The organism is Streptomyces sp. NPDC088732 (assembly GCF_044751205.1).
Taxonomy (GTDB): Bacteria; Actinomycetota; Actinomycetes; order Streptomycetales; family Streptomycetaceae; genus Actinacidiphila.
Genome location: NZ_JBIVLI010000016.1, coordinates 179,651 through 201,854 on the forward strand (window position 1 = coordinate 179,651; position 22,204 = coordinate 201,854).

Annotated in this window: 22 protein-coding genes and 1 pseudogene; 10 read left to right on the forward strand and 13 right to left on the reverse strand. The window is 73.7% G+C overall.

The genetic code is table 11. The features are described from left to right. The first annotated feature begins 272 nt into the window (after positions 1-272). Genes paaA through ACIP9H_RS26620 form a run of 5 tightly spaced genes read left to right on the forward strand, consistent with a single transcriptional unit; the run spans position 273 to position 3,857 of the window. Entirely contained in the window at positions 273-1,277 is a 1,005-nt protein-coding gene (gene paaA, locus ACIP9H_RS26600; protein ID WP_401588426.1) for a 1,2-phenylacetyl-CoA epoxidase subunit PaaA, read from the forward strand. Continuing rightward, the gene (gene paaB / locus ACIP9H_RS26605) at positions 1,274-1,567 is read left to right on the forward strand and encodes a 1,2-phenylacetyl-CoA epoxidase subunit PaaB (RefSeq protein ID WP_360904658.1); all 294 of its coding nucleotides are present in this window, start codon (positions 1,274-1,276) and stop codon (positions 1,565-1,567) included. The genes paaA and paaB overlap by 4 nt, the downstream gene beginning before the upstream one ends. Next, positions 1,564-2,280 carry a 1,2-phenylacetyl-CoA epoxidase subunit PaaC gene (gene paaC / locus ACIP9H_RS26610; RefSeq protein ID WP_401588423.1) on the forward strand — a complete coding sequence of 239 codons (717 nt, stop codon included), beginning with the start codon at positions 1,564-1,566 and terminating at the stop codon, positions 2,278-2,280. Before paaB ends, paaC begins: the two co-directional genes overlap by 4 nt. Next, positions 2,274-2,777 carry a 1,2-phenylacetyl-CoA epoxidase subunit PaaD gene (gene paaD, locus ACIP9H_RS26615; protein ID WP_401588421.1) on the forward strand — a complete coding sequence of 168 codons (504 nt, stop codon included), beginning with the start codon at positions 2,274-2,276 and terminating at the stop codon, positions 2,775-2,777. The genes paaC and paaD overlap by 7 nt, the downstream gene beginning before the upstream one ends. Further along, a complete protein-coding gene (locus ACIP9H_RS26620; RefSeq protein WP_401588418.1) occupies positions 2,778-3,857 on the forward strand; it encodes a 2Fe-2S iron-sulfur cluster-binding protein in 1,080 nt (359 codons plus the stop codon). 53 nt (positions 3,858-3,910) lie between these two features. Here the strand turns inward: ACIP9H_RS26620 and ACIP9H_RS26625 are convergent, their stop codons facing one another. The 3 genes from ACIP9H_RS26625 to ACIP9H_RS26635 form a co-directional block, all read right to left on the reverse strand. Further along, entirely contained in the window at positions 3,911-4,243 is a 333-nt protein-coding gene (locus tag ACIP9H_RS26625; protein WP_401588416.1) for a rhodanese-like domain-containing protein, read from the reverse strand. A gap of 48 nt (positions 4,244-4,291) precedes the next feature. Beyond that, positions 4,292-5,101 (reverse strand): hypothetical protein, encoded by an 810-nt coding sequence (locus ACIP9H_RS26630; RefSeq protein WP_401588413.1) that lies wholly within the window; start codon positions 5,099-5,101, stop codon positions 4,292-4,294. A gap of 257 nt (positions 5,102-5,358) precedes the next feature. Continuing rightward, positions 5,359-6,771, reverse strand: a complete 1,413-nt coding sequence (locus ACIP9H_RS26635) for a DUF2252 domain-containing protein (protein ID WP_401588410.1) — start codon at positions 6,769-6,771, stop codon at positions 5,359-5,361. A 179-nt stretch (positions 6,772-6,950) separates the two neighbouring features. Here ACIP9H_RS26635 and ACIP9H_RS26640 point away from each other — a divergent pair, with 179 nt between their 5' ends. Together ACIP9H_RS26640 and ACIP9H_RS26645 are read left to right on the forward strand one after the other, a co-directional pair. Next, complete coding sequence (locus tag ACIP9H_RS26640; RefSeq protein ID WP_401961183.1) at positions 6,951-9,476, forward strand: SpoIIE family protein phosphatase; 2,526 nt, start codon at positions 6,951-6,953, stop codon at positions 9,474-9,476. A 38-nt stretch (positions 9,477-9,514) separates the two neighbouring features. Continuing rightward, positions 9,515-9,661, forward strand: coding sequence for a hypothetical protein (locus ACIP9H_RS26645; protein WP_401961185.1), 147 nt, complete (start codon positions 9,515-9,517; stop codon positions 9,659-9,661). Positions 9,662-9,848: 187 nt separating this feature from the next. On the opposite strand, the gene ACIP9H_RS26650 is transcribed toward ACIP9H_RS26645, so the two are convergent. Further along, entirely contained in the window at positions 9,849-10,235 is a 387-nt protein-coding gene (locus tag ACIP9H_RS26650) for a winged helix-turn-helix transcriptional regulator (RefSeq protein WP_401588404.1), read from the reverse strand. A gap of 129 nt (positions 10,236-10,364) precedes the next feature. Between ACIP9H_RS26650 and ACIP9H_RS26655 the strand changes: the two genes are divergently transcribed. After that, positions 10,365-10,982, forward strand: coding sequence for an FMN-dependent NADH-azoreductase (locus ACIP9H_RS26655; protein ID WP_401588401.1), 618 nt, complete (start codon positions 10,365-10,367; stop codon positions 10,980-10,982). Positions 10,983-11,148: 166 nt separating this feature from the next. Here the strand turns inward: ACIP9H_RS26655 and ACIP9H_RS26660 are convergent, their stop codons facing one another. The 4 genes and pseudogenes from ACIP9H_RS26660 to ACIP9H_RS26675 all read right to left on the reverse strand — a co-directional run bounded on the left by ACIP9H_RS26660 (position 11,149) and on the right by ACIP9H_RS26675 (position 14,802). Next, positions 11,149-11,724 carry a TerD family protein gene (locus ACIP9H_RS26660; RefSeq protein WP_401588398.1) on the reverse strand — a complete coding sequence of 192 codons (576 nt, stop codon included), beginning with the start codon at positions 11,722-11,724 and terminating at the stop codon, positions 11,149-11,151. A gap of 131 nt (positions 11,725-11,855) precedes the next feature. Further along, positions 11,856-12,305 (reverse strand): annotated as a pseudogene (locus ACIP9H_RS26665) (TetR-like C-terminal domain-containing protein); the annotation flags it as partial. Positions 12,306-12,352: 47 nt separating this feature from the next. Beyond that, entirely contained in the window at positions 12,353-13,576 is a 1,224-nt protein-coding gene (locus ACIP9H_RS26670) for a PucR family transcriptional regulator (protein ID WP_401961187.1), read from the reverse strand. Next, positions 13,573-14,802, reverse strand: a complete 1,230-nt coding sequence (locus ACIP9H_RS26675; protein WP_401961190.1) for a PucR family transcriptional regulator — start codon at positions 14,800-14,802, stop codon at positions 13,573-13,575. Before ACIP9H_RS26675 ends, ACIP9H_RS26670 begins: the two co-directional genes overlap by 4 nt. Positions 14,803-15,173: 371 nt before the next feature. On the opposite strand from ACIP9H_RS26675, the gene ACIP9H_RS26680 reads away from it, so the two are divergent. Then, the gene (locus ACIP9H_RS26680) at positions 15,174-16,439 is read left to right on the forward strand and encodes an ABC transporter substrate-binding protein (protein WP_401588390.1); all 1,266 of its coding nucleotides are present in this window, start codon (positions 15,174-15,176) and stop codon (positions 16,437-16,439) included. Between the two features lie 85 nt (positions 16,440-16,524). On the opposite strand, the gene ACIP9H_RS26685 is transcribed toward ACIP9H_RS26680, so the two are convergent. Beyond that, positions 16,525-17,016 carry a MarR family winged helix-turn-helix transcriptional regulator gene (locus tag ACIP9H_RS26685; RefSeq protein ID WP_401588388.1) on the reverse strand — a complete coding sequence of 164 codons (492 nt, stop codon included), beginning with the start codon at positions 17,014-17,016 and terminating at the stop codon, positions 16,525-16,527. 187 nt (positions 17,017-17,203) lie between these two features. Here ACIP9H_RS26685 and ACIP9H_RS26690 point away from each other — a divergent pair, with 187 nt between their 5' ends. Next, complete coding sequence (locus tag ACIP9H_RS26690; protein WP_401961193.1) at positions 17,204-18,049, forward strand: alpha/beta fold hydrolase; 846 nt, start codon at positions 17,204-17,206, stop codon at positions 18,047-18,049. A gap of 69 nt (positions 18,050-18,118) precedes the next feature. On the opposite strand, the gene ACIP9H_RS26695 is transcribed toward ACIP9H_RS26690, so the two are convergent. Genes ACIP9H_RS26695 through ACIP9H_RS26710 form a run of 4 tightly spaced genes read right to left on the reverse strand, consistent with a single transcriptional unit; the run spans position 18,119 to position 21,894 of the window. After that, a complete protein-coding gene (locus ACIP9H_RS26695; RefSeq protein ID WP_401961195.1) occupies positions 18,119-19,339 on the reverse strand; it encodes an ABC transporter permease in 1,221 nt (406 codons plus the stop codon). Further along, positions 19,336-20,109 carry an ABC transporter ATP-binding protein gene (locus ACIP9H_RS26700; protein ID WP_401588379.1) on the reverse strand — a complete coding sequence of 258 codons (774 nt, stop codon included), beginning with the start codon at positions 20,107-20,109 and terminating at the stop codon, positions 19,336-19,338. The genes ACIP9H_RS26695 and ACIP9H_RS26700 overlap by 4 nt, the downstream gene beginning before the upstream one ends. After that, positions 20,106-21,245 carry a hypothetical protein gene (locus ACIP9H_RS26705; protein ID WP_401961198.1) on the reverse strand — a complete coding sequence of 380 codons (1,140 nt, stop codon included), beginning with the start codon at positions 21,243-21,245 and terminating at the stop codon, positions 20,106-20,108. Before ACIP9H_RS26705 ends, ACIP9H_RS26700 begins: the two co-directional genes overlap by 4 nt. Beyond that, positions 21,232-21,894 (reverse strand): hypothetical protein, encoded by a 663-nt coding sequence (locus ACIP9H_RS26710; RefSeq protein WP_401961200.1) that lies wholly within the window; start codon positions 21,892-21,894, stop codon positions 21,232-21,234. Before ACIP9H_RS26710 ends, ACIP9H_RS26705 begins: the two co-directional genes overlap by 14 nt. Between the last annotated feature and the right edge of the window lie 310 nt (positions 21,895-22,204).

Genomic DNA, 22,204 nt, shown 5'->3' on the forward strand with positions numbered 1-22,204 from the left:
GTCCGGTGTGTCCGGTACATCCGGCGGGTCCGGCGTCCCGCGCGGTTCACTCAGCACGGAACGGTACTCATGCCACGCAGCGGCGGTACAGCCGTCCCGGCCTTCGGTACCGGCCGGCGGGCTCCGCGGCGGCCGGCGCGGCAGCGCCACGAGGGGGTGCGGCGGCCCCTCGCTCGCGGTTTTCCACAGGCCCCGCCCGGCCTTGACACCCTCCCGGGCACCCCCGACCATTGAACCGAACGATCGGTCGGTCGGGAGGGAAGGGGCCTCGCATGACGACAGCGGCCGCGGCCGGGGAGAGCACGGAGACCACGGAGACGGGATCCGGACTCCTCGCCGCATTCGACGCGGCGGTCGCCGCCGAAGCGAGGATCGAGCCTCGCGACTGGATGCCGGACGCCTACCGGGCCACGCTGGTCCGGCAGATGGCACAGCACGCCCACTCCGAGATCATCGGCATGCAGCCGGAGGCCAACTGGATCACCCGCGCGCCCTCCCTGCGGCGCAAGGCCATCCTCATGGCCAAGGTCCAGGACGAGGCCGGCCACGGCCTGTACCTCTACAGCGCCACCGAGACCCTCGGCGTCAGCCGCGACGAGCTGCTCGACAAGCTCCACGCCGGCCGTCAGCGCTACTCCTCGATCTTCAACTACCCCACGCTGACCTGGGCCGACGTCGGCGCCATCGGCTGGCTCGTGGACGGCGCCGCGATCACCAACCAGGTGCCGCTGTGCCGCTGCTCCTACGGCCCGTACGCCCGCGCCATGATCCGCATCTGCAAGGAGGAGTCCTTCCACCAGCGCCAGGGGTACGAGCTGCTGCTCGCCCTCAGCAAGGGCACCGCCGAGCAGCACGCCATGGCCCAGGACGCCGTCGACCGCTGGTGGTGGCCCTCGCTGATGATGTTCGGCCCGCCCGACGGCGAGTCCGCCCACTCCGCCCAGTCCACGATCTGGAAGATCAAGCGGCACTCCAACGACGAACTGCGGCAGCGCTTCGTGGACATCTGCGTCCCCCAGGCCGAGATCCTCGGCCTCACGCTCCCCGACCCCGACCTGCGGTGGAACGAGGAGCGCGGCTGCCACGACTACGGAGCCATCGACTGGACCGAGTTCCAGGAAGTCCTGCGCGGCAACGGGCCGTGCAACGAACAGCGCCTGAGCCAGCGGCGCACCGCCCACGAAGAGGGCGCGTGGGTCCGCGAGGCGGCCGCCGCCCATGCGGCCAAGCAGCAAGCGGCCCGTCGCACGGCCGGGACCGAAGGGGGAGAGCGATGACGACCAGCGCCCAGGAGTGGCCGCTGTGGGAGGTCTTCGTCCGCAGCCGACGCGGACTGAGCCACACCCACGCCGGCAGCCTGCACGCCCCGGACGCCACCATGGCGCTGCGGCAGGCCCGCGACCTGTACACCCGGCGCAGCGAGGGCGTGTCCATCTGGGTGGTCCCCTCCACCCAGATCACCGCCTCCTCGCCCGACGAGAAGGACCCCTTCTTCGCCCCGTCCGCGGACAAGCCGTACCGCCACCCGACCTTCTACGAGATCCCCGAGGGAGTGGAGCACCTGTGAACGCCGCACTCGCACTGGGGGACGACGCGCTGGTGCTCGCGCAGCGCCTGGGGGAGTGGGCGGGGCACGCCCCGGTCCTGGAGGAGGAGGTCGCCCTCGCCAACATCGCCCTCGACCTGCTCGGCCAGGCCCGCGTGCTGCTGTCCCTCGCCGGTGACGAGGACGCACTCGCCTACCTGCGCGAGGAGCGGGAGTTCCGCAACCTCCAGCTCGTCGAGCAGCCCAACGGCGACTTCGCCCACACCATCGCCCGCCAGCTCTACTTCTCCCTGTACCAGGAGCTGATGTACGGCGAACTGGCCCGCGCCAAGGGCGGCCCCGAGGTGACCGGTCTCGCCGCGCTCGCCGGCAAGGCCGTCAAGGAGGTCGCCTACCACCGCGACCACGCCGTCCAGTGGACCCTGCGCCTCGGCGACGGCACCGAGGAGAGCCGGACACGGATGCAGCGCGCCCTGGACACCTTGTGGCGCTACACCGGCGAGATGTTCCAGCCCGTCGAAGGCCTGCCGGTGGCCCTCCCGCAGCTGCGCGAGCCCTGGCTCGCCGCCCTCTCCGACGTCCTCGGCCGGGCCACGCTGACGCTCCCCGAGGGCCCCAGCACGACACCCTGGTCCGCCGGGGCCGGCCGGCAGGGCATCCACACCGAGCCCTTCGGGCGGATGCTCGCGGAGATGCAGCACCTGCACCGCGCACACCCGGGGGCGACATGGTGACCGCGGGCCTCAGCGCGCTGGAGGCGGAGCTGCGCGCGGCCGTCGGCGCCGTGCCCGACCCCGAGCTGCCCGTCCTCACCCTCCAGGACCTGGGCATCCTCCGCGGCGTCCACCTCACCGGCCCCGGCAGCGTCGAGGTCGAGCTCACCCCGACCTACACCGCCTGCCCCGCCCTGGACACCATGGCCGCGGACGTGACGCAGGTGCTGCGCGAGCGCGGCATGACCGAGGTGTCGGTCCGCACGGTGCTCTCACCGCCCTGGTCCACCGACGCCATCACCGACGAGGGCCGCCGCAAGCTCACCGAGTACGGCATCGCTCCCCCGCGGCAGGCCGCGCCCGGCGGCGGGCCGATACCGCTGGAGCTCGCGGTGCGCTGCCCGCACTGCGGCTCCCTCGACACCGTCCTGCTCAACCGCTTCTCGTCCACCTCGTGCAAGGCGCTGCGCCGCTGCGAGAGCTGCCGCGAGCCGTTCGACCACTTCAAGGAGCTGTAGATGGCACCCGTCCCCGGGGCGCATGGCGCCTTCCACCCGCTGCGGGTGGCGGAGGTCGACCGGCTCACGGACGACGCGGTGGCCGTCACCCTCGATGTGCCCGAGGAACTGGGCGAGATCTACCGCTACACGCCCGGCCAGCACATCGCCCTGCGCCGCACGGCCGACGGCCGCGAGATCCGGCGGACGTACTCACTGTGCGACCCGGCACCGCACGGGGCCGCGCCGCGCACCCTGCGGGTGGGCGTGCGGCTCGTGGAGGAGGGCGAGTTCTCGACCTTCGCCCACAAGGAACTCGCGGTGGGCGACGTCCTGGAGGCGATGAGCCCGGCCGGGCGCTTCGTCCTGCACCCGCGGCCGGGGCACTTCGCGGCGGTGGTCGGCGGCAGCGGGATCACCCCTGTGCTGTCGATCGCCTCGACCCTGCTGGCCCGTCAGCGGGACGCCAGGTTCTGCCTGATACGCAGCGACCGCACCGCGGCGTCCACGATGTTCCTCGAAGAGGTCGCCGACCTGAAGGACCGTTACCCGGACCGCTTCCAGCTGGTCACGGTGCTCTCCCGCGAGGAGCAGCAGGCGGGGCTGCCGTCCGGCCGGCTCGACAAGGAGCGGCTGACCGGTCTGCTGCCGTCCCTGCTGCCGGTCGAGCGGATCGACGGCTGGTTCCTGTGCGGCCCCTACGGGCTGGTGCAGGGCGCCGAGCGGGCGCTGCGCGGCCTCGGGGTGACCCGCGGCCGCATCCACGAGGAGATCTTCCATGTGGACGCCGCACCGGTGAGCGCCGCGGCCGCCGGTGCCCACGAGGGCGCCACCGTGCGCGCGACCCTCGACGGGCGGGCCGGCAGCTGGCCCTCGCAGGGCGGTGAGTCGGTGCTGGAGACGGTGCTCCGCAACCGGGCGGACGCGCCCTACGCCTGCAAGGGCGGAGTGTGCGGGACCTGCCGGTCAAAGCTGGTCTCCGGCGAGGTGCGGATGGACCGGAACTTCGCCCTGGAGCCCGAGGAGATCGAGGCGGGATACGTGCTGGCCTGCCAGTCGCGCCCGGTCACCTCCTCAGTGGAGGTGGACTTCGACGCCTGACCGGCCCCCTCACGACGCCTGACCCCGCGGCCGGGGCCGCCCGGCCGCAGGGCTCAGAGCACGTACGCCTGGTCGCCGCCGTCCGCCACCAGCGGGCGGCCCGCGGCCTCCCAGCCGAGCATGCCGCCGTCGACGTTCACCGCGTCGATCCCCTGCGCGACCAGGTACTGCGTGACCTGCGCCGACCGGCCGCCGACCCGGCAGACCACGTGCACACGGCCGTCCTCCGGCAGCTCCGCGAGACGGGCCACGACCTCGCCCATCGGGATGTGCACCGCGTGCTCGGCGTGCCCCGCGTTCCACTCGTCGTGCTCGCGGACGTCCAGCAGATAGCCGTCGGCCGGCACCTGCACGGGGTCCACCGCGGGCAGCTGGGCGTTGAACATGGCAAGGACTCCTTCGATAGGGCGTGCGGTCCGACGGTACCCCGGACGCTACTCGGGGCCCTTCTCGGACCGGACGAGCTCCGCGAGCCGCGCCTCGCGGTTGGCGACCTGGTTGAGCAGGCTCTCGGCGATCTCGTTCAACAGACTGTCCGGATCGTCCGGGGAGAGCTTCATCATCTGCGCGATCGCGCTCTCCTCCAGCTCCGCCGCCGAGGCGGCGAGCTGCTCCTTGCGCTGCGCCAGCCACTCCAGCCGGGCGTAGAGCACCTCGCCCTCGCTGGGCTGCTGCTCTTCCGGCACCGGCCCGGCCTCCCACTCGGCCGCCAGCTCGCGCAGCCGCTCCTCGTCGGCGTAGGCGTACGCCTCGTTGACCCGGGCGATGAACTCGCTGCGGCGCTCCTGCTCCGCCTCGTCCTGCGCCAGGTCGGGGTGCGCCTTGCGGGCCAGCTCACGGTAGAGGCGCTGCGCCTCCTTGCCGGGCCGGACGCGGCGCGGCGGGTGGGGGTCCTCGCTGGGCCGGACGCCGTCGGAGCCGAGCAGCCCCCCGAACAGTTCCTCGACCCCCGGCATGGGCATCACAAGGGCCCGGGCCTCCCAGGCACGCCGGATGTCGTCCCGGTCGCCGCTCTTGGCGGCGACCGCCTCGGCGATCAGCGCGTCGAGCTCGTCGAGCCGGGCGTACATGGGCCCGAGCTTCTGATGGTGCAGCCGGGAGAAGTTCTCGACCTCCACCCGGAAGGTCTCCACCGCGATCTCGAACTCGATCAGTGCGTGCTCGGCGGCCCGCACGGCCTGCGCCAGCCGGTCCTGCGGATCGGAGGAGGCGGCGGTCGTTTCAGTGCCGGAGGTTTTCTTCACCGGTCCAGCCTACGAGGCCGAACGGGTGCCGGTCACAAGGTCCGTGAGCCTGCTCACGCCCCGCGTGCCCCGTCGGCGCGCTCCTGTGCGCTCCGGCGCGCGCCCCGCGCACATGAGCGCACTCGGACGCCCCACCGCCGCCCCGCGGAAGACGTGCCCCCGGCGCACTCCCGGACCGCCCGCGCAGGCCCCTCCAGCCCCCCCAGGCCCCCGCGGGCCCCTCCGCGCCCCTTCGCCACCCAGACCCGGGATCCGCCTCAGATGCCCGTCTCCGCCGCGATCCGCCCCGCCCGGACCGCCGCCAGCAGTTCCGCGTGGTCCGCCTCCGTACGGTCCGCGTACGCGACCGCGAACGCCGCCACCGCCTCGTCCAGCTGCTCCCCCTTGCCGCAGTAGGCGGCGATCAGCCGCGGGTCCGCGTTGTGCGCGTGCGCCCGGGCCAGCAGCGCCCCCGTCATCCGCGCGTAGTCGTCGATCAACCCGGCCCGCAGCGACGCGGGGTCGACGCTGCCCTTGCGGTTGCGGAACTGCCGCACCTGGTACGGGCGCCCCTCCACGTCCGCCCACCCCAGCAGACTGTCGCTGACGACCTGCATCCGCTTCTGCCCCATCACCACGCGCCGCCCCTCGTGCCCGGCCGCGGGCGTGTCGAAGCCGGCCCGCGCCAGGTGCGGCACCAGCGCCGACCGCCGCGCCTCCTTCACCTGGAGCACCAGCGGCTCCCCGTGGTGGTCCAGGAGCAGCACCACGTACGAGCGTGTGCCCACGCTGCCGGTGCCGACCACCCGGAACGCCACGTCGTGCACCGCGTAGCGGGACAGCAGCGGCCACCGGTCCTCGCCGACCGTGGCCAGGTAGCCGTCCAGGGACAGCGCGCCCGCGACGGCCGCCGCCTCCGCGTCGGGCACCCGGCGCAGCACCGGCGGCGCGTCGACGAAGCGCCGTCCGCCGCCCCCGTCCGGCTCGGTGGCACGGGCGGCGAACTTGGCGCTGGTGTTGCGCCGCGCCTTCTCGCCGACCCGGCGCAGCGTGCCGGCCAGGTCGCGGGCGTCGGCGTGGGTGACCAGTTCCTCGTCGGCGATGGCGTGCCAGCCCTCCATGACCGGCAGTTTGGCCAGCAGCCGCATGGTGCGCCGGTACGCGCCGACCGCGTCGAAGGCGGCACCGCGGCAGATGTCCTCGTCCGCGCCGGCCTCGCGTCCGGCGAGCACCAGGGAGACGGCGAGCCGTTTGACGTCCCATTCCCAGGGGCCGTGCACGGTCTCGTCGAAGTCGTTGATGTCGATGACCAGGCGGCCGCCGTGGTCGCCGTACAGGCCGAAGTTGGCGGCGTGGGCGTCGCCGCAGATCTGGGTGCCGACGCCGGTGACCGGGGTGCCGGCGAGGTCGCCCGCCATGAGTCCGGCCGAGCCGCGCAGGAACGCGAAGGGGCTCGCGGCCATCCGCCCCACCCGCAGCGGCACCAGGCCGGGGATGCGCCCCTCGCCGGAGGCGAGCACCGACTCCACGGCCCCCTGCCGGCCGTCCTCGGACGCGAGTTCGGCGTGCGTCTCGCGCGGCACCCGCCGGCGCAGAGCCCGGCCCTGCTCCTTGGGGGCGCCGTCGTGCGGCCACCGCGCGAACCCGGGGATGTGCGGAATTCTGTGCTCCGCCTGCTGCACCTGCTCCACGCGCCTCTCCACCCCTTCGGGCCATGCCCGGTTGGTCACTCCTGGGGGCAATCTAGCCATTTACCGGACCGCGTCCGTTGTTTCATGCTTGCCTGAACACGAACGAACCGACCCTGATTGCTCCTTCAGCCTTCCGCGCCGAACCGCAGCCGAACCGCAGGTACCCGACGTTGGATGAGATGACCAGGCTCCCTGCCACCGCCACCACCACCGCGCTCGCGGCCACGGGTGTGTCCGCCCTGCTGCGCCTCGCCGTCGTGTGCGTCGACCCCGACGGGGACATCTCGTACTGGAACCGCGGCGCCGAGGAGCTGTTCGGGCACCGCTGGGAAGGCGTGTTCGGCCGCCCGTCGACCGGTCTGCTGCCCCACGCCCCGGGCCCGGCCGGGCCGTCCGGGGTGCCGGGACCGGCAGTCCCGCCGGGGCCGCCCGGCCGGTCCACGGCCACCGGGCAGGACGTCCTGGAGCTGCTGGACGACCTCACGGAGCCCGCGTGGGCGGGCAGCCTGCCCGCCACCGACCGCGACGGCGCCGTCAAGGACGTGATGTGGTGGTCGTACCGGATCATGGAGCCGGCCGGCCGCAGCCTGCTGCTGATCGCCGCCAACGCCCGCCCGCTGCGCGACACCGGGCCCCGGCTCGCGCTCGGCGACCGCCTCCTGCCGTACGCCGCCGACAGCTCGGCGCTGCGCGGGGGCGTCCGTGTCGCCGCGCGCCTCGCACCGGTCCCCGATCCCGGGCACGCCGGGCATCTGGCGGCACGGCTCGGCTCGGTGCTGCCCCGGGTCAGTGCGGGGCGGCTGGAGCGGATCATGCAGCAGATCGTTCCGCTGGGATACCCGGCGGTCGAGGTGGACGGCACGCTGCCGCTGCCCGTCCTGCCCGAGGAGTACGAGGCCGGCGCGGTGCGGGCGGCGCCCGCCAACCCCGGCACCGGCCGCACGGCCCGGGCGACCCGTCCGGCCTACCGCGAGCTGCTCCCGGGCCCGCGCACCGACGGGGCCCCGCCGGCGCTCGCCCCCGCTCCCGCTCCGGCGCTCGCCCCCGGGCATGTGCTGGACGAGCAGCTGGCGCTGCTCCGCGAGACGGGTGCCAAGGTCGGTTCCACCCTCGACCTGGAGACAACGGCACGCGAGCTGTGCGCGGTCACCGTGCCGCGGTTCGCCGACTTCGCGGCGGTGCTCGTCGTGGACCAGCTGTTCTCCGACACCGAGCTGCCCAAGGACGACCGGGCGGGGGACACGATCATCGCCCGCCGGGTGGCGGTCGCGCACACCGCGGCGACCCCCGGCTCGTGGGCGGCCGCCCTGCCGGAGGGCGAGTTGATCCCGTTGCCCGCCGACAGCACCCCGCGCATCGGGGAGCCCCTGGTCGTGCCGGTGATAGACCCCGCGATCGCCCGCGACATCGCCGTGGACCTGGGAGTGCCGGGACTCGGACCGCTGCTGCCGGACCGCTCGATGATCGTGGTGCCGCTGACGGCGCGCGGCACGGTGCTGGGCCGGATGTGCTTCCTGCGGCACCCGGGCCGTCGCCCCTTCGACGCCAAGGACGCCGCGACGGCCTCCGAGGTGGCCGCGCGCGGCGCCGTCCACCTGGACAACGCGCGGCTGCACCGGATGGAGTCGCGGGCCGCGGCCACCCTTCAGCGCAGCATGATGCCAACCCGGCCGCCGCGCCTGCCCGGGGTGCGGATCGCCCACCGGTACATGCCCGGTGACCGCCAGGCGCAGGTCGGCGGCGACTGGTTCGACGCCATCCAGCTGCCGGGCGGCCGGGTCGCGCTGATCGTGGGCGACGTGATGGGGCACGGACTGCTGTCGGCCGCGGTGATGGGCCAGTTCCGGACCTCGGTGATCACCATGGCCGCGCTCGACCTGCCGCCCGCCCAGCTGCTGCGCCACCTGGACAACCTCGCCCACCGGCTCGGCGCCGAGCACCTGGCGACCTGCGTGTACGCGGTCTACGACCCGATCCACCGCACCCTGACCCTGGCCAACGCCGGTCACATCCCGCCGGTGCTGGCCCGGCACGACGGCCGCAGCGAGCTGCTGCAGATCCCCAAGGGCGCCCCGATCGGGGTGGGCGGCGTGCCCTTCGAGACGGTGGAGATCCCGGTCCCGGACGGCAGTTGGCTGGTGCTGTGCACCGACGGGCTGGTGGAGGTGCGCGGGCAGGGCATAGACGCCGGTCTGGCGGCGCTCTGCGCGAACGTCATCGAGCCGCAGCAGACCCCGGAGGACGTCTGCGAGCAGATCCTCAGCCGCGTCCACTCCGACGACCGGCGTGACGACGTGGCACTGCTGGTCGCCAACTTCCAGGGCATTCCGTCGCAGGACGTCGCCGAGTGGCGGCTGTCGCTGGACCCGTCCGACGTCGGCAGGGCGCGGGCGCTCACCCGCGCGCAGCTGGCCGAATGGGGGCTGGAGGCGCTCGGCGAGCTAACGGAGCTGCTGGTCAGCGAGCTGGTGACCAATGCGCTGCGGGCCGCGTCGCACGAGGTCTCGCTGCGGTTGATGCGGGTCGGCAAACTGCTGGTCGAGGTGAGCGACGACGACCACAACCTGCCGCAACTGCGGCGTGCGGACGCCGACGACGAGGAGGGCCGCGGGCTGGCGCTGGTGAGCAACCTCTCCCGGCGCTGGGGCACCAGCCGCAAGGCCGTCGGCAAGGTCGTCTGGTTCGAGCTGCCACTGCCCTCCTGAACGGCAGCGCCCCGCCCGGAACCGGGACAGTGACGCCCGTGCCGGAGACGGCACGTATGTCGAGGCGGCCGGTCTCCGGCTCCCGCAAACCCACCGAGGGCGGCCAGCTGATGGGGATGCTCGCCGAGGAGCCCGCCGCCGCCATCGGGCCGGAGCTCGGTGCAGGGGTCTCACCCGGCAGGTGATTCTCCGCCCAGGGCCGCACCGAGGGCCTCGCCTGCCTCGGTCAGCCGGTAGCTGACCCGCGCAACGGCGGCCCCGCATCCACCTCGCGAACGACCAGCCCGGCCGCAAGGCCGTCGGCAGGGCCGCTGGGTTCGTACGACCGCCGCCCCGCCCGGAAGCCGGACAGCGACGCCCGGCACGCGCGGCTCAGCGGGCGTCGGGCCGGAGCTCGGTGCAGGGGTTCTCGCCGGGCAGGTGGTTCTCCGCCCAGCGGCCGAGTTCGCCCAGGGCCGGGCCGAGGGCCTCGCCCGCCTCGGTCAGCCGGTAGCTGACCCGCAGCGGCGGCCCGGCATCCACTTCGCGGACGACCAGCCCGGCCTCGGCCAGCTCCGTGAGCCGGTCGGAGAGCATGCGCTCGCTGATGCCGGGGATGGCTCGGCGCAGCTCGGCGAAGTAGGCCGGCCGCTGTGTGAGAACCGCCACGACCAGGCCGGTCCAGCGCTTGCCGAGAAGCCCGAACACGCGCGTCAGGCCGCTGTCCACGCGTGCGCACTGCTCGGGCGGATGGTCCGCCTGCTCGATCCCCTGTGCCATGCCCCCACGATACCGCCCTTGTCACTAGCGGCTGCAAAAAAGTAAGCTCCTGTGATAGCAATAGCTGCGCACGAAGACATAGCTGCGAAGTTTTCATTCACAGCGAAGCAAAAGGAAGTGAGCACCCCCATGCCCACGCTGCTGCACATCGACTCGTCCATCTGGCCCGCCGAGAGCTCCGCCTCACGGGACGTCGCCGCCACCTTCCGCAAGGAGTGGGAGGCCCAGCACCCGGGCGGCGAGGTGATCTACCGGGACCTTTCCGCCGAGCCCGTGCCGCACATCGACGCCGCCGCCTACACCGCGGGCGCCGAGCACCCGGTCCGCAACGAGCTCGCCGACGAGCTGGAGCGCGCCGACGCCGTGCTGATCAGCGCGCCGATGTACAACTACACAATTCCGTCGACCCTGAAGGCCTGGCTGGACCAGGTGATCATCCTGGGCCGCACCGCGGGCGAGCACCCCTCCGCGGCCGACACCCCGGTGGTCGTCGTCGCCAGCCGCGGCGGCGGTTACGGCCCGGGCACGCCGCGCGCCGACTTCGAGTTCGTCACGAACTACCTGGAGAAGGTGCTCACCGGGGGCCTCGGCATCAAGGAACTGCACTTCATCGTTCCGGAGCTGACCCTGGCCCGGGTCGTGCCCGCGATGGCCGACCTGGTCGACCTCTCCGACGCCTCCAAGGCCACCGCCCACGAGCAGGCCGGCGCCAAGGCCAAGGAGCTCGCCTCGCGCATCGCCGCCTGACCGCGGCGGCGCGCGACCCGCTCCACCCCGCACGGCCGCGGCACCCCCGAGCCGCGGACCCCCGACACGCGAAGGGCCGCGTGGCAGTTGCCACGCGGCCCTTCGCCGTCGTCACCGCGGGCCCGGGGCCCGCGTGTCGTACGTGCGCCCATGGGGGCGCGGGACGTCAGAGGTTGACGCCGAAGTCCTGTGCGATGCCGCGCAGGCCGGAGGCGTATCCCTGGCCGACGGCGCGGAACTTCCACTCGGCGCCGTTGCGGTACAGCTCGCCGAAGACCATGGCGGTCTCGGTGGAGGCGTCCTCGGTGAGGTCGTAGCGGGCGAGCTCGTTGTTGTCGGCCTGGTTCACCACGCGGATGAACGCGTTGCGGACCTGGCCGAAGGACTGCTGGCGGCTCTCGGCGTCGTAGATCGACACCGGGAAGACGATCTTGGAGACCTCGGCGGGGACCGTCGCCAGGTTCACCTTGACCTGCTCGTCGTCGCCCTCGCCCTCACCCGTGAGGTTGTCGCCGGTGTGCTCCACCGAACCCTCGGGGCTCTTGAGGTTGTTGAAGAAGATGAAGTGCTTGTCCGAGACGACCTTGCTTTCGGCGTTGACCAGCAGCGCGCTCGCGTCGAGGTCGAAGTCCGTGCCGGTGGTCGTGCGCACGTCCCAGCCGAGACCGACGGTGACCGCGGTCAGTCCCGGGGCCTCCTTGGTCAGCGAGACATTGCCGCCCTTGGAAAGGCTGACACCCATGGGATCTCCCTGCTCAATCCGGCGCGGGCCGCGCCCCTTGACGATTCCTTTGCCCATCGCGTACAACGGGCCGCCGCGCGCGCGGGTTCCCGCCGCCGCACCGCTTCACCTGAGTGCCGCAGCGCGGCTCGTCACAGCGCCCGTACGCTCTCCAGCTCCGCCGCGAACAGCACCGCGGGATCGAAGCCCATCCCGGTGAAGTGGCCGGCGAGTTCCAGCGAGAGGACGCCGTGCAGCCGCGTCCACACCGCCAGGGTCCGGCGCAGCCCCGCCTCCGGGGCGGGGTGGCCGCCGGTCCACTCCCGGTGCGCGGCAAGGTGCTCGTCCAGGGCCGCACCGGCCGGGCCGGGGGAGGCGCCGGGCGCCGCGGCGGAGGGCTCCGCGCAGGCGTCGAGCAGCGTCGCCATGATCTCCCGGGCGATGCCGGTGATGTCGTCGGGCGCCTGGTAGCCCGGCACGGGCGTGCCGTACACGAGGAAGTGGCGCTGCGGGTCCTCCAGGGCCCAGTGGCGCAGGGTGTGCGCCAGGCCGGGGAGCCCAGGCTCCGCCCGGGCGGCCGCCGCACCGCCGGGGCCATCCGAGCTGTACCCGCACAGCGGAGCGAGAACCTGTCACCCGCCCGGGCCGCTCAGGCGGCGTCCGTACGGAGCGCGTCCAGGGCCAGCGTCAGGTCCACCAGGTCCCGGGGGTGGGTGAGCCGCCGCCCCGTGAGCAGTTCGAGGCGGTGCAGCCGGTTGAGGACGGTGTTGCGGTGGCAGTCCATGTGCTCCGCGGCGGCGCGCGGCGATCCGCCGCAGTCCATCCACGCCGCGAACGTGCCCAGCAGGCAGTCCCGTTCGCCGTCCGGCAGGTCCCGCAGCGGACCGAGCACCCGGTCGGCCAGCTCACCGGCGAACGGCCGGTCCGAGGCGACGAGGGCGTCCGGGATGCGCTCCTCCCAGAGCACCACCTCCCCGTCGGCCGTGCAGGCGGGCAGCGCCAGTTCGGCCAGCGCCCGGGAGCGGTGCAGCTCCGACAGGCCCGTCACGACCGGCCCGACCCCCGCGCGCAGCCCCGGCACCGTCCGCAGGAACGCGGCGAACGTGGTGAACGCGGTCGGCGGCTGCCGCTCCCCCAGCAGCACGACGAGGTACTCGCCCGCCCCCTCCCGCGGCACCCGCAGCAGCCGCCCGCCGGTGCCGGACGCGGCGGCGGGAACAGCCGTACGGACGGCGGTCCGTGCCGTGGTCGCGGCCACCGCGAAGCGCCCGTCCACGGGGACGCCGAGGGCCTGCGCCACGGCGCGCACGCCCATCCCGTCCGAGCGGCCCTCCAGGAGCGCGGCCAGCAGCGTCGCGGCCGGCGGCCCGTCCGCGGCCGTGCCGTCGTCGGACGTCTCGCGGTAGGCCTCGGCCAGGATCGCGGCGTTGCGTTCCCTGAACCCCCACATCCGCGGGGCGACGCGGACCATGAGGGACAGCCGGTCGGGGTCGTGGGCGGCGACGGTGTCCACGAGTTCCTGCCACAGGACCGCGCCGCCCACGGACAGTACGTGCAGCAGCAGTTCCGGCGGCATCCCCAGGGCGGCCTGGCGGCGTCCCACCATGCCCATGTGCAGGGCGGCGGCGACGTCGCAGCCCGAGTCCACGAGCCGGTCCAGGTGCATCCGGATGATCGTCGCGAAGCCCTCGGGCGAGCAGTCGGGGTTGCCCGCGTGGTCCATGAAGCCGGGGACCTCGGTGCGCAGCCGTGCCGTGACCCGCGCCGCCAGCTCGTCCACCCGTCCCCGCATGCGCAGCGCCGCCGCCCGCAGCAGCGCGCTGGCCGCCGCCTCGTCCCGCGCGGCGGCCGCCTCCTCGGTGCGGACGCTCACCGCGGGGTCCCTCCGGCGGCGGGGGCGATGCGTTCGGCGTCGAGGGCGAGCGCCAGGTGCACGACGTCGTGCGGCCGGGACGGCGAGCGGCCGGTGAGCCGCTCGAGCCGCCGCAGCCGCCGCCGCAGGGTGTTGGGGTGGCAGAAGAGGGCGGCCGCGGCCCGCTCGACGGAGCCGTCGGAGTCCAGCCAGGTCTCCAGCGTCTCCAGCAGGACGGTCCGCTCGCCCGGGTCGACCGCGTGCAGTCCGCCCAGCACGCCGGAGGCGACCTCGGCCGCCACCTCGGGACGGCGGGCGAGCAGGGCGGCCGGCCAGCGCCGGTCGAGGAGCGCCACCTCGCCGTCGCGGGTGCAGGTGCGCAGGGCGAGTTCCGCGAGGTCCCGGGCGTGCCCGGCGTCGGCGAGCCGCGCCACCTGGGGGCTCAGCCCGGCCCGGGCCCCGTCCGGCACGCCGAGCGCCGACGCGAACGCGCCGACCGGCAGCTCGCCCAGTTCGGCCAGGAGCATCTCGCCGCCCAGCGGGAAGGCGCGGCGCACCCGCACCCCGGCGGGGGTGCCGCTGCGCGCCGGGCCCGGCCGCGGGCGGCGCGAGGTGTTGCGTACGACGGCGACCGCGAAACGGCCGGTCTCCGGGAGGTCCAGTGCCCGCGCTGTTTCCGCGACGTCGTGCGGGCCCACCCGCCCGGCCAGCAGCGCCTCCAGCGCGCGGCGTCCGCGCTGCCGGTGGTGGGTCGCCTCGGTGCGGGCCCGGCCGTGGGCGTCCGCCATCAGCCGGCTGTCGCGTTCGAACAGGTCCCAGACCTCCGCCGCGGCGCGGGCCATCAGCTGGGTTCCGCGCGGCCCGCGGCCCTCACCGGCGCGCACCAGGGACAGCCACAGCTCGTCGCCGCCGGTGCGGTAGGCGCCGATCATCGAACGGAGCGGGAAGTCCTGCCAGGCCCTGCGCTCGCCCACCCAGGACTGGTACTCGGCGGACACCATGGTGTGCGCCGGGTCGGCGAGCGCGTCCAGCACCGCGGCGACGGCGCCTCCCGCCTCCTCCCGGAACCCGGGCGGCACGAGCCCCGGCTCCCGGTAGGCCGGGTGCCGTTCGCGTATGCGGTCGACGATCCGGTCGGCGAGCGGCACGACCCGCTTGCGGACCTCGCGCGCCGCCGACCGCAGCAGTTCGGCGTGCTCGAGGCCGTCCGCGTCGGGTGCGGGGCGTGTCGGCGCAGGGGCGGTCATCCGTTCTCCTCCCGGTGCCCGGGGAGCGGCGGTCCGGGGGCGTCACGCGTTTCTACCCGCCGCGCGACCGGGGCCGGTAGGCAACCGACGCAACCCTTACCCATTCCGACGGGGATCTCCGCAGGTCACCAGGGATCTCCGCAGGTCGCCGAACACGCTGTCGACCGCGCGGGACCCGCCGGTCCCCGGCCCCCGGCGGTGGCGCCGCACAGCCGGGCACCGCCGTCGTTGGGAACCGCCACCAGAAACGGTCCCGCCCCTCGCCCGGCCGCCGCGGGATCTCTTCCCATGGAGGCTCCGGTCGAGCGGCTCGTCCCGAGCTCTCCCGGCGGCGTCGGCGCCGGCGCCCGTCCCCTCAAGGAGCACCCCCCGTGACCCGGAAACCCCTCGGTTCCGCCGTTGCCCTCGCGGCCGCCCTCGTCACCCTGCTGTCCGGCTGCGGCACCCTGGAGGCCGCGCCGAAGCCCGACGACGGTCCGGTCGACAGGACCGGGACGGCCATCGGTCCCGGTATCACCCCGAGCACCATCCAGCTGGGCGTCCTCACCGATCTGTCCGGCCCGTACGCCCCGCTGGGCCGCTCGGTGCTTCAGGCCGAGCGGCTGTACGTGGACGGGGTGAACGCCTCGGGCGGCGTGTGCGGCCGCAGGCTGAAGCTGATCGTCCGCGACCACGGCTACAGCGTGGACAAGGCCGTCGTCCAGTACATGAAGATGGAGCCGTCGATCGCGGCGATGCCCGGCCTGCTCGGCTCGTCCATCATCAACGCCCTGATGGCCGACATCGGGACCGACGAGGTCATGACCATGGCGCTGGGCTACTCCTCGACGCTCCTGGGCCAGCCCACCCTGCAGACCATCAGCGCCACCTACGACATCGACATGATCAACGGCCTGGACTGGGCGGCCGGCACGTACGGCCTGAAGCGCGGGGACAAGGTCGGCTACCTCTACCTGAAGGGCGACTACGGGCACAACGCCCTGCGCGGGGCGAAGTTCGTCGCCCACGAGAAGCGGCTGAACCTGGTCACCCGGGAGCTCTCCGAGGACCAGCAGGACCTGAGCCCGCAGGTGCACGACCTCGCCGACGCCGGCGTCAAGGCGGTCCTGATCACCGCGAGCCCCCAGCAGACCGCCTCGGCGGTCGGGAGCGCCGCCGCGCAGGGCCTGGTGGTGCCGTTCCTGTCCAGCGCCGCCGGCTTCCACCCGCAGATGCTCGAGAGCCCCGCAGCCCCGGCGGTGCTGAGCATGCTGCACCTGGTCGCCCCGACCCCCGCGCTGACCAACCACGCGCCCCAGATCGAGAAGCTGGTGGCGGACTACAGGAAGCAGTACCCCGGCCAGCCGCTGGACCAGGGCGTGGAGAACGGCCACAACACGATGGCGGTCGCCGTCCAGGACCTGAAGGAGGCCTGCGCCGACAAGGACCTCAGCCGGGAGGGCATCATCGCCGCCCACCGCAAGCTGACCGGCTTCGACCCCGGTATGGGCCCGGCGCTGGACTTCTCCGACCCGTGGCGGCCGAGCGCCACCGCGAGCTACATCCTGAAGCCGGAGAAGGACGTTCCCGGCGGCCTCGTCGACGTGAAGGGGCCCTTCAAGGTGAAGGCGGTGGAGGAGTACCTCTCCATGTTCTGACGGTCCGCGGCCCGTCCTTGTCCCGTCCCCTTCACCGGGGACGGGACAAGGACGGCCGTCGTACGGAGCCGTCCGGGGCCGACGGTCAGGCGGGCTCCGCCGGTTGGACGCCGGCGTTGTGGCGGTTGACGTTGACGGTGATGCGGCGGACGAGCTCCTGCGTGGTGGCGATCTCCTCGGGGGTCAGCCCCATGGCCTCCCCGATGGCGGGCGGGACGCTCGCGATGTGCTGGTGCACGGTGACGCCCTGCGGGGTGAGCGCGACCTCGACCACGCGTTCGTCGTCGGCCCGGCGTTCCCGCTTGAGCAGGCCGTTGGCTTCGAGGCGCTTGATCAGCGGGGTGACGGTGCCGTAGTCCAGTTGCAGGGCGGCGACCAGTTCCTTGACGGTCGCGGTGCCGTGCTCCCCGAGGGCGACCAGGACGAGGTACTGGGGGTAGGTCAGTCCCAGCGGGTCGAGCAGCGGCCGGTAGGCACCGGTGACGGCCCGCGAGGCCGCGTACAGGGTGAAGCAGAGGTGCTCGTCCAGCAGCGGCGCTGGCCGGCCGGCCCCGGGCACGTGGCGGTCGTCGCTCATGACGGCGTCCCCTTTCCTGAGCTTCCTTGAGTTCGTCGGTCCGCTTCCTTCCGTCCACCATCATAGCGAGCACGACAAACTCGCACCCATTTAACTTGTGCACGAGAGAAACGCGCGCTAGATTTCTTGTCGTCGCCCCGGACGGCAACGCCCGTGACGATCACCCCTGCCACCGAAGGAGATCCCCATGAACGCGAAGTCCGTCGTCCGCCCCACCCGCAAGTCCGCCGCCGCGGTGGCCGCCGCCGCGGGAGTGGCGGCCGCCTCCCTCGCCGTCACGGCGCAGGCCCACGCCGCGCCGGAGCACCGCGCGGAGGAGAAGAAGCCGACGGTGGTGCTCGTGCACGGCGCGTTCGCGGACTCGTCGAGCTGGAACGACGTGATCGCGCGCCTGAAGCGCGACGGCTATCCCGTGGTGGCACCCGCCAACCCGCTGCGCGGCCTGGACAGCGACGCGCAGTACCTGGCCGGCTTCCTCAAGAGCGTCAAGGGCCCGGTCGTGCTGGCCGGCCACTCGTACGGCGGCGCCGTGATCAGCGAGGCCGCCGCGGGCGACCCGAACGTCAAGGCGCTGGTCTACATAGCCGCCTTCGCCCCCGACAAGGGCGAGAGCGCGCTCGAACTGTCCAACAAGTTCCCGGGCAGCACCCTCGGCGACGCCCTGAACCCCGTGTCCTTCCCGCTCCCCGACGGCAGCACCGGTACCGACCTCTACATCAAGGCCGACAAGTTCCACGACCAGTTCGCCGCCGACGTCCCCACCCGGGTCACCGACCTGATGGCCGCCACCCAGCGCCCCGTCGCCGCCTCGGCCCTGGAGGAGAAGGCCACCTGGGCCGCGTGGAAGACCGTCCCCTCCTGGAACCTGATCACCACCGAGGACAAGAACATCCCGCCGGCCGCCCAGCGCTTCATGGCCGAGCGCGCCCACTCGCACACCACCGAGATCAAGGCCTCCCACGCCGTCTCGGTCTCCCGGCCCGGCGCCGTCACCCGCATCATCGAGCAGGCCGCACGGACCACCCAGCGCTGACCGCCGCGGCGCGGGCCCGCACCGGGAACCGACCCCTGGTGCGGGCCCGCGCCGCGATCCCCCTGCGCCTCAGAGCGCGAGCGCCTCCGTCGGGGGCAGCCGGGAGGCCCGGACCGAGGGGTAGACGCCCGCGAGCACGCCCACGACCACGGCGCCCGCGACGCCGCTCGTGACGACGGGCAGCGGCACCACGGGCGGCCAGCCCTGGTGGAGGCTGTAGCCGATCGCGGCCAGTGCGCCGAGCACGGTGCCCGCGATGCCGCCCAGGGCCGACAGCATCACCGCCTCCATGAGGAACTGGCCCCGGATCTGGCCCTTGTTGGCGCCGAGCGCCCGGCGCAGGCCGATCTCCTTGCGGCGTTCCAGGACCGAGATGAACATCGTGTTGGCCACGCCGATGCCGCCGACCAGCAGGGCCACCCCCGCCAGTCCGAGGAAGAGCGAGGAGAAGGTGTTCTGGGTCGCCTTCTTGGCGGCCAGGACGTCCGAGGGCCGGCTGACCTGCACCAGTTCCGGCGTCTGCGGGTCGAGGGTGGCGGGCAGCACGGCGCGTACGGCCTCCACCGCGTCGTCCCTCGCCTCCACGTAGACCACGGTGGGGTGGTTGTCGAAGCCCAGGTACGTGCGGGCCGCCCCCCATCCGACCAGCACGGACTGGTCGAGCTCCGGGGTGAGCGGCATCGGGGCGAGGATGCCGGTCACCGTGAACGACTGCCCGCCGACGAAGACCAGCGGGACGGGCCCGCGGGGTTCCAGACGGGTGATGCCGAGCCACGCCGCGGCCTGGTCGCCCAGGACGGCGGTGGGGAAGCGGTCGGAGTCCCGGCTGAGGAACCGTCCGGAGCGGACCGTGGCGTGGATCGTCCGCAACAGGTCCTCGTGGCTCGCCAGTACCGTGATGCCGATGCCCGCGTCCGAGGGGGCCCGGTCCGAACGCCGCACCTGCGCATGGGTGTTGGCCACCTCGCTGACCGACGTCACGGGGCCGACCCGGCGGGCCATCGCCACCGCCTCCTCGGGCAGCGGCGCCGACTCCTCCCCCGGCTGGGGAACGGCCTGCGCCTGGAGGAGGTTGGGCCCGAGAGCGTTGAGCTCGTCGAGCAGGTGCCGCTGGCTCGACGCCGGGATGCCCGTCACGACGATCACGGTGGCGATGCCGATGGAGATGCCCAGCGCGGACAGCGCCGCCCGCATGACACGGATGCGGATGCCCAGGAACCCCAGGCGCAGGAAGTCGCCGGGCGGCAGTCGCACCGCGCGGATGTACCGGTCCTCCGGTGGGCTGGTCATGGGGTTCCTTCCGCACGGGTGTCGCGGACGATGCGGCCGTCGCGGATCTCCACCCGCCGCGGCAGCCGGGCGGCGATGTCGCGGTCGTGGGTGATGACGGTGATGGTGGTGCCTTCGTCGTTGAGTCTGACCAGCAGGTCCAGGACCGCCTGCCCGTTGGCGGTGTCGAGCGCGCCGGTGGGTTCGTCGGCCAGCACCAGCGCCGGCGTGTTGACCAGGGCGCGGGCGATGGCCACCCGCTGCTTCTCGCCCCCGCTGAGCTGGTGCGGCAGATGGTCCACCCGGTGCGACAGCCCGACCCGGCCGAGTGCTTCGACGGCGAGCGGCCTGCGCCGGCGCCGGGCCACGCCGGCGTAGAGCAGACCGGTGGCGACGTTCTCGGCCGCCGAGAGCCCGTCGGTGAGGTGGAACTGCTGGAAGACGAAGCCCAGCCACCGTCCCCGCAGCACCGACAGCTGCCGGTCGCGGAGTTCGGCCGCGTTCCGGCCCGCGATCTCCACCGTGCCGCTGCTGGGCAGGTCGAGCGTGCCCATGAGATTGAGCAGGGTGGACTTCCCCGAGCCCGACGGGCCGACGATGGCGAGCAGTTCACCCCGGTCGATGGTCAGCGAGACGTCGTCCAGGGCGCGGACCCCGCCGGCGTAGACCTTGCTCGCGCCGTCGACCCTCAGCACGGTGCGGTCCGAAGGGGGGAGCGCCGCGGCCGGCCGCGCGAGGTCGGTACCGGTGCCGGGGACCGCGTGTCCGGCCCGGCGGCGGCCCCGGCTCATGAGGCTGTCACCACCCGCAGCCCCTCGGTCAGGCCGTTCCCGCTGATCTCCACCATGCCGCTCGCGTAGAGCCCCGTGGTCACCGCGAGGTAGCCGCCGTCGGTCCGCTGCACGGCGTAGCCGCCCCCGCTGAGGGCGACCAACGCGCCGACGGGAACGGCCAGGACGTGCTTGCGGGCCACGGAGGTGAACCGGACCTCCACGTTCGCTGTGTCGTACTTCGGCAGGACCGAGGGAGCGACGGTGACGTCCAGGGTGGGCGGGGTGTTCTCGCCCACGGGCGAGTCGCCGCCTCCCTGCACGGACTGGCTGATCGCGGTGACGGTTCCCGGGATCTCGTGGGAGTCCGGGAGCGTGATGGTCACATGCGCGCCCTTGGTGATGCCGTCGGTGTCGGTCGCCGGGACCGGCACGCTGACGGCCTTGGTGGTACGGGTGACCGTCATCAGTGGACCGGCGACGGGATCCCCGAGCTGGGCCGTCACCGCCCCCACCCGGACCGGCCCGGGCAGCACCACGATCTGCCCCACCTCCAGCCGCCCGGTCGGGGTCATGCCGACCCGCTTCTGCCACCGCTTGACCGCGGCCGCCAGCGTGGGGGTCCAGACGTCGCCGGTGCGGTCCACGAGGCTGCCGCCCGTGTAGGGCCCCGAGGCGGTGGAGTTCGTCCGGGGACCGATGTCGTAGCCGAGGGCCTCCATGTTGTCGGCGACGACGGTCACGTCCCGGCCCCGCAGCGTCGGCTTGTCCAGGGTGCGGAACAGCGGCGTGCTGCCGTAGAAGACCATCACCGGCCGGTCGTCGACCGCGTACAGCTGCCGGCCGCGCTTGACCGTGGATCCCGTGGAGGGGAGCTCGGTGACCGTGCCGCTGCCGGCGCCCTTGACGGTGATGCCGGATCCGAAGCCGAGGACACCGCGGTGCGTCCTGCTGTCGGACAGGTCGGTCCTGACCACCGTGGCGGTGGCGGCGGAGGCCGCCCGCGCCGGGGAGTCGCCGCGTGCGTGCGTCCCGGAGGTGACGGCGTATCCGCCGGCGGCCAGCCCGGCCGCGGCGACCAGGGCCGAGACCACGGCCACCGTCCTGCGGCGGCCGGGCCGCCTTCGCGCACCGCGCGCGACGTCACTTCTTGCCACTGAAGGCTTCCAGTTCACACGCGTGCTCGATCGCGGACTCGCCCACGGGGTCGTTCTCGACGTAGTCGTCGTCGTACGTGTAGCCCAGGCCGTTCGGGTAGACGCTGGTGTCCTTCACGAGGTGCACCATGACCCCCTTGGCACGCAGGCACTGCACGCGTGCCTGGGCGTTCTCCCGGTAGTGGGGGTTGAGCGCGGGGTTCTCCTCCTTGGGGCCGAGCGGCAGTTTGCCGGCGCAGGGTCTTTTCGCGCTGTCCGGGATCGGCTCGACGAGGTTCAGGGGCTGCCCTTCCCGTACGGGGCCGGCGGGTCCCGGGCCGCCGGTCTGGGCGCCGTGGGCGACGAGGCAGTCGTCCCAGGCCCGGATGAGACGGTTGCGGCGCTCGTCGGTGTCGTCCAGCCGCATCTGCGGAGGCCCGGCGTCGCCGGTGCCGGCCTGGGTCTCCGTGCCGGTGCCGGTGCCGTCGGCGTCGCCGGCGGGGGGCGCGGGGGCGTCGGACGCGGGCAGGGAGGCCACCTGGCGTTCGGCGGACGGATCCGCCGTGCCGCCGCAGGCGGTGAGGCCGGCCAGCGCGGCCAGCGTGACGGCGGCCAGTACGGCGACATGGCCGCAGGCCCTGCCGGCGGGGCGGGATCGGGTGAGGGGCATCGCGTTCCTCGGTCGTCGGTTCGGGAGGCTCTGCTGTCGCTCCCGACTTGCCAGACGTCCGGCCCCCGACGAGGTTGTCGGCGGCCCGCACTTCCCGCGCCACCACCCGCGTGGCGTGCGTCACGTGACCGCGGCCCGGGCGGCCCGGCGGCCCCGCGCGGGGAACGACCCGTCAGGTGCACGAACCGCCGCCGCGGAAGGGCCTCCTGTGGCGGGCATCACATCGTGATCGCCCACGCGAGGGAGCCCACCGATGCGAGGGACGCAACGAGACCGGCTCGCGCCACCGGGGAGACCCGCTTCATCCGTC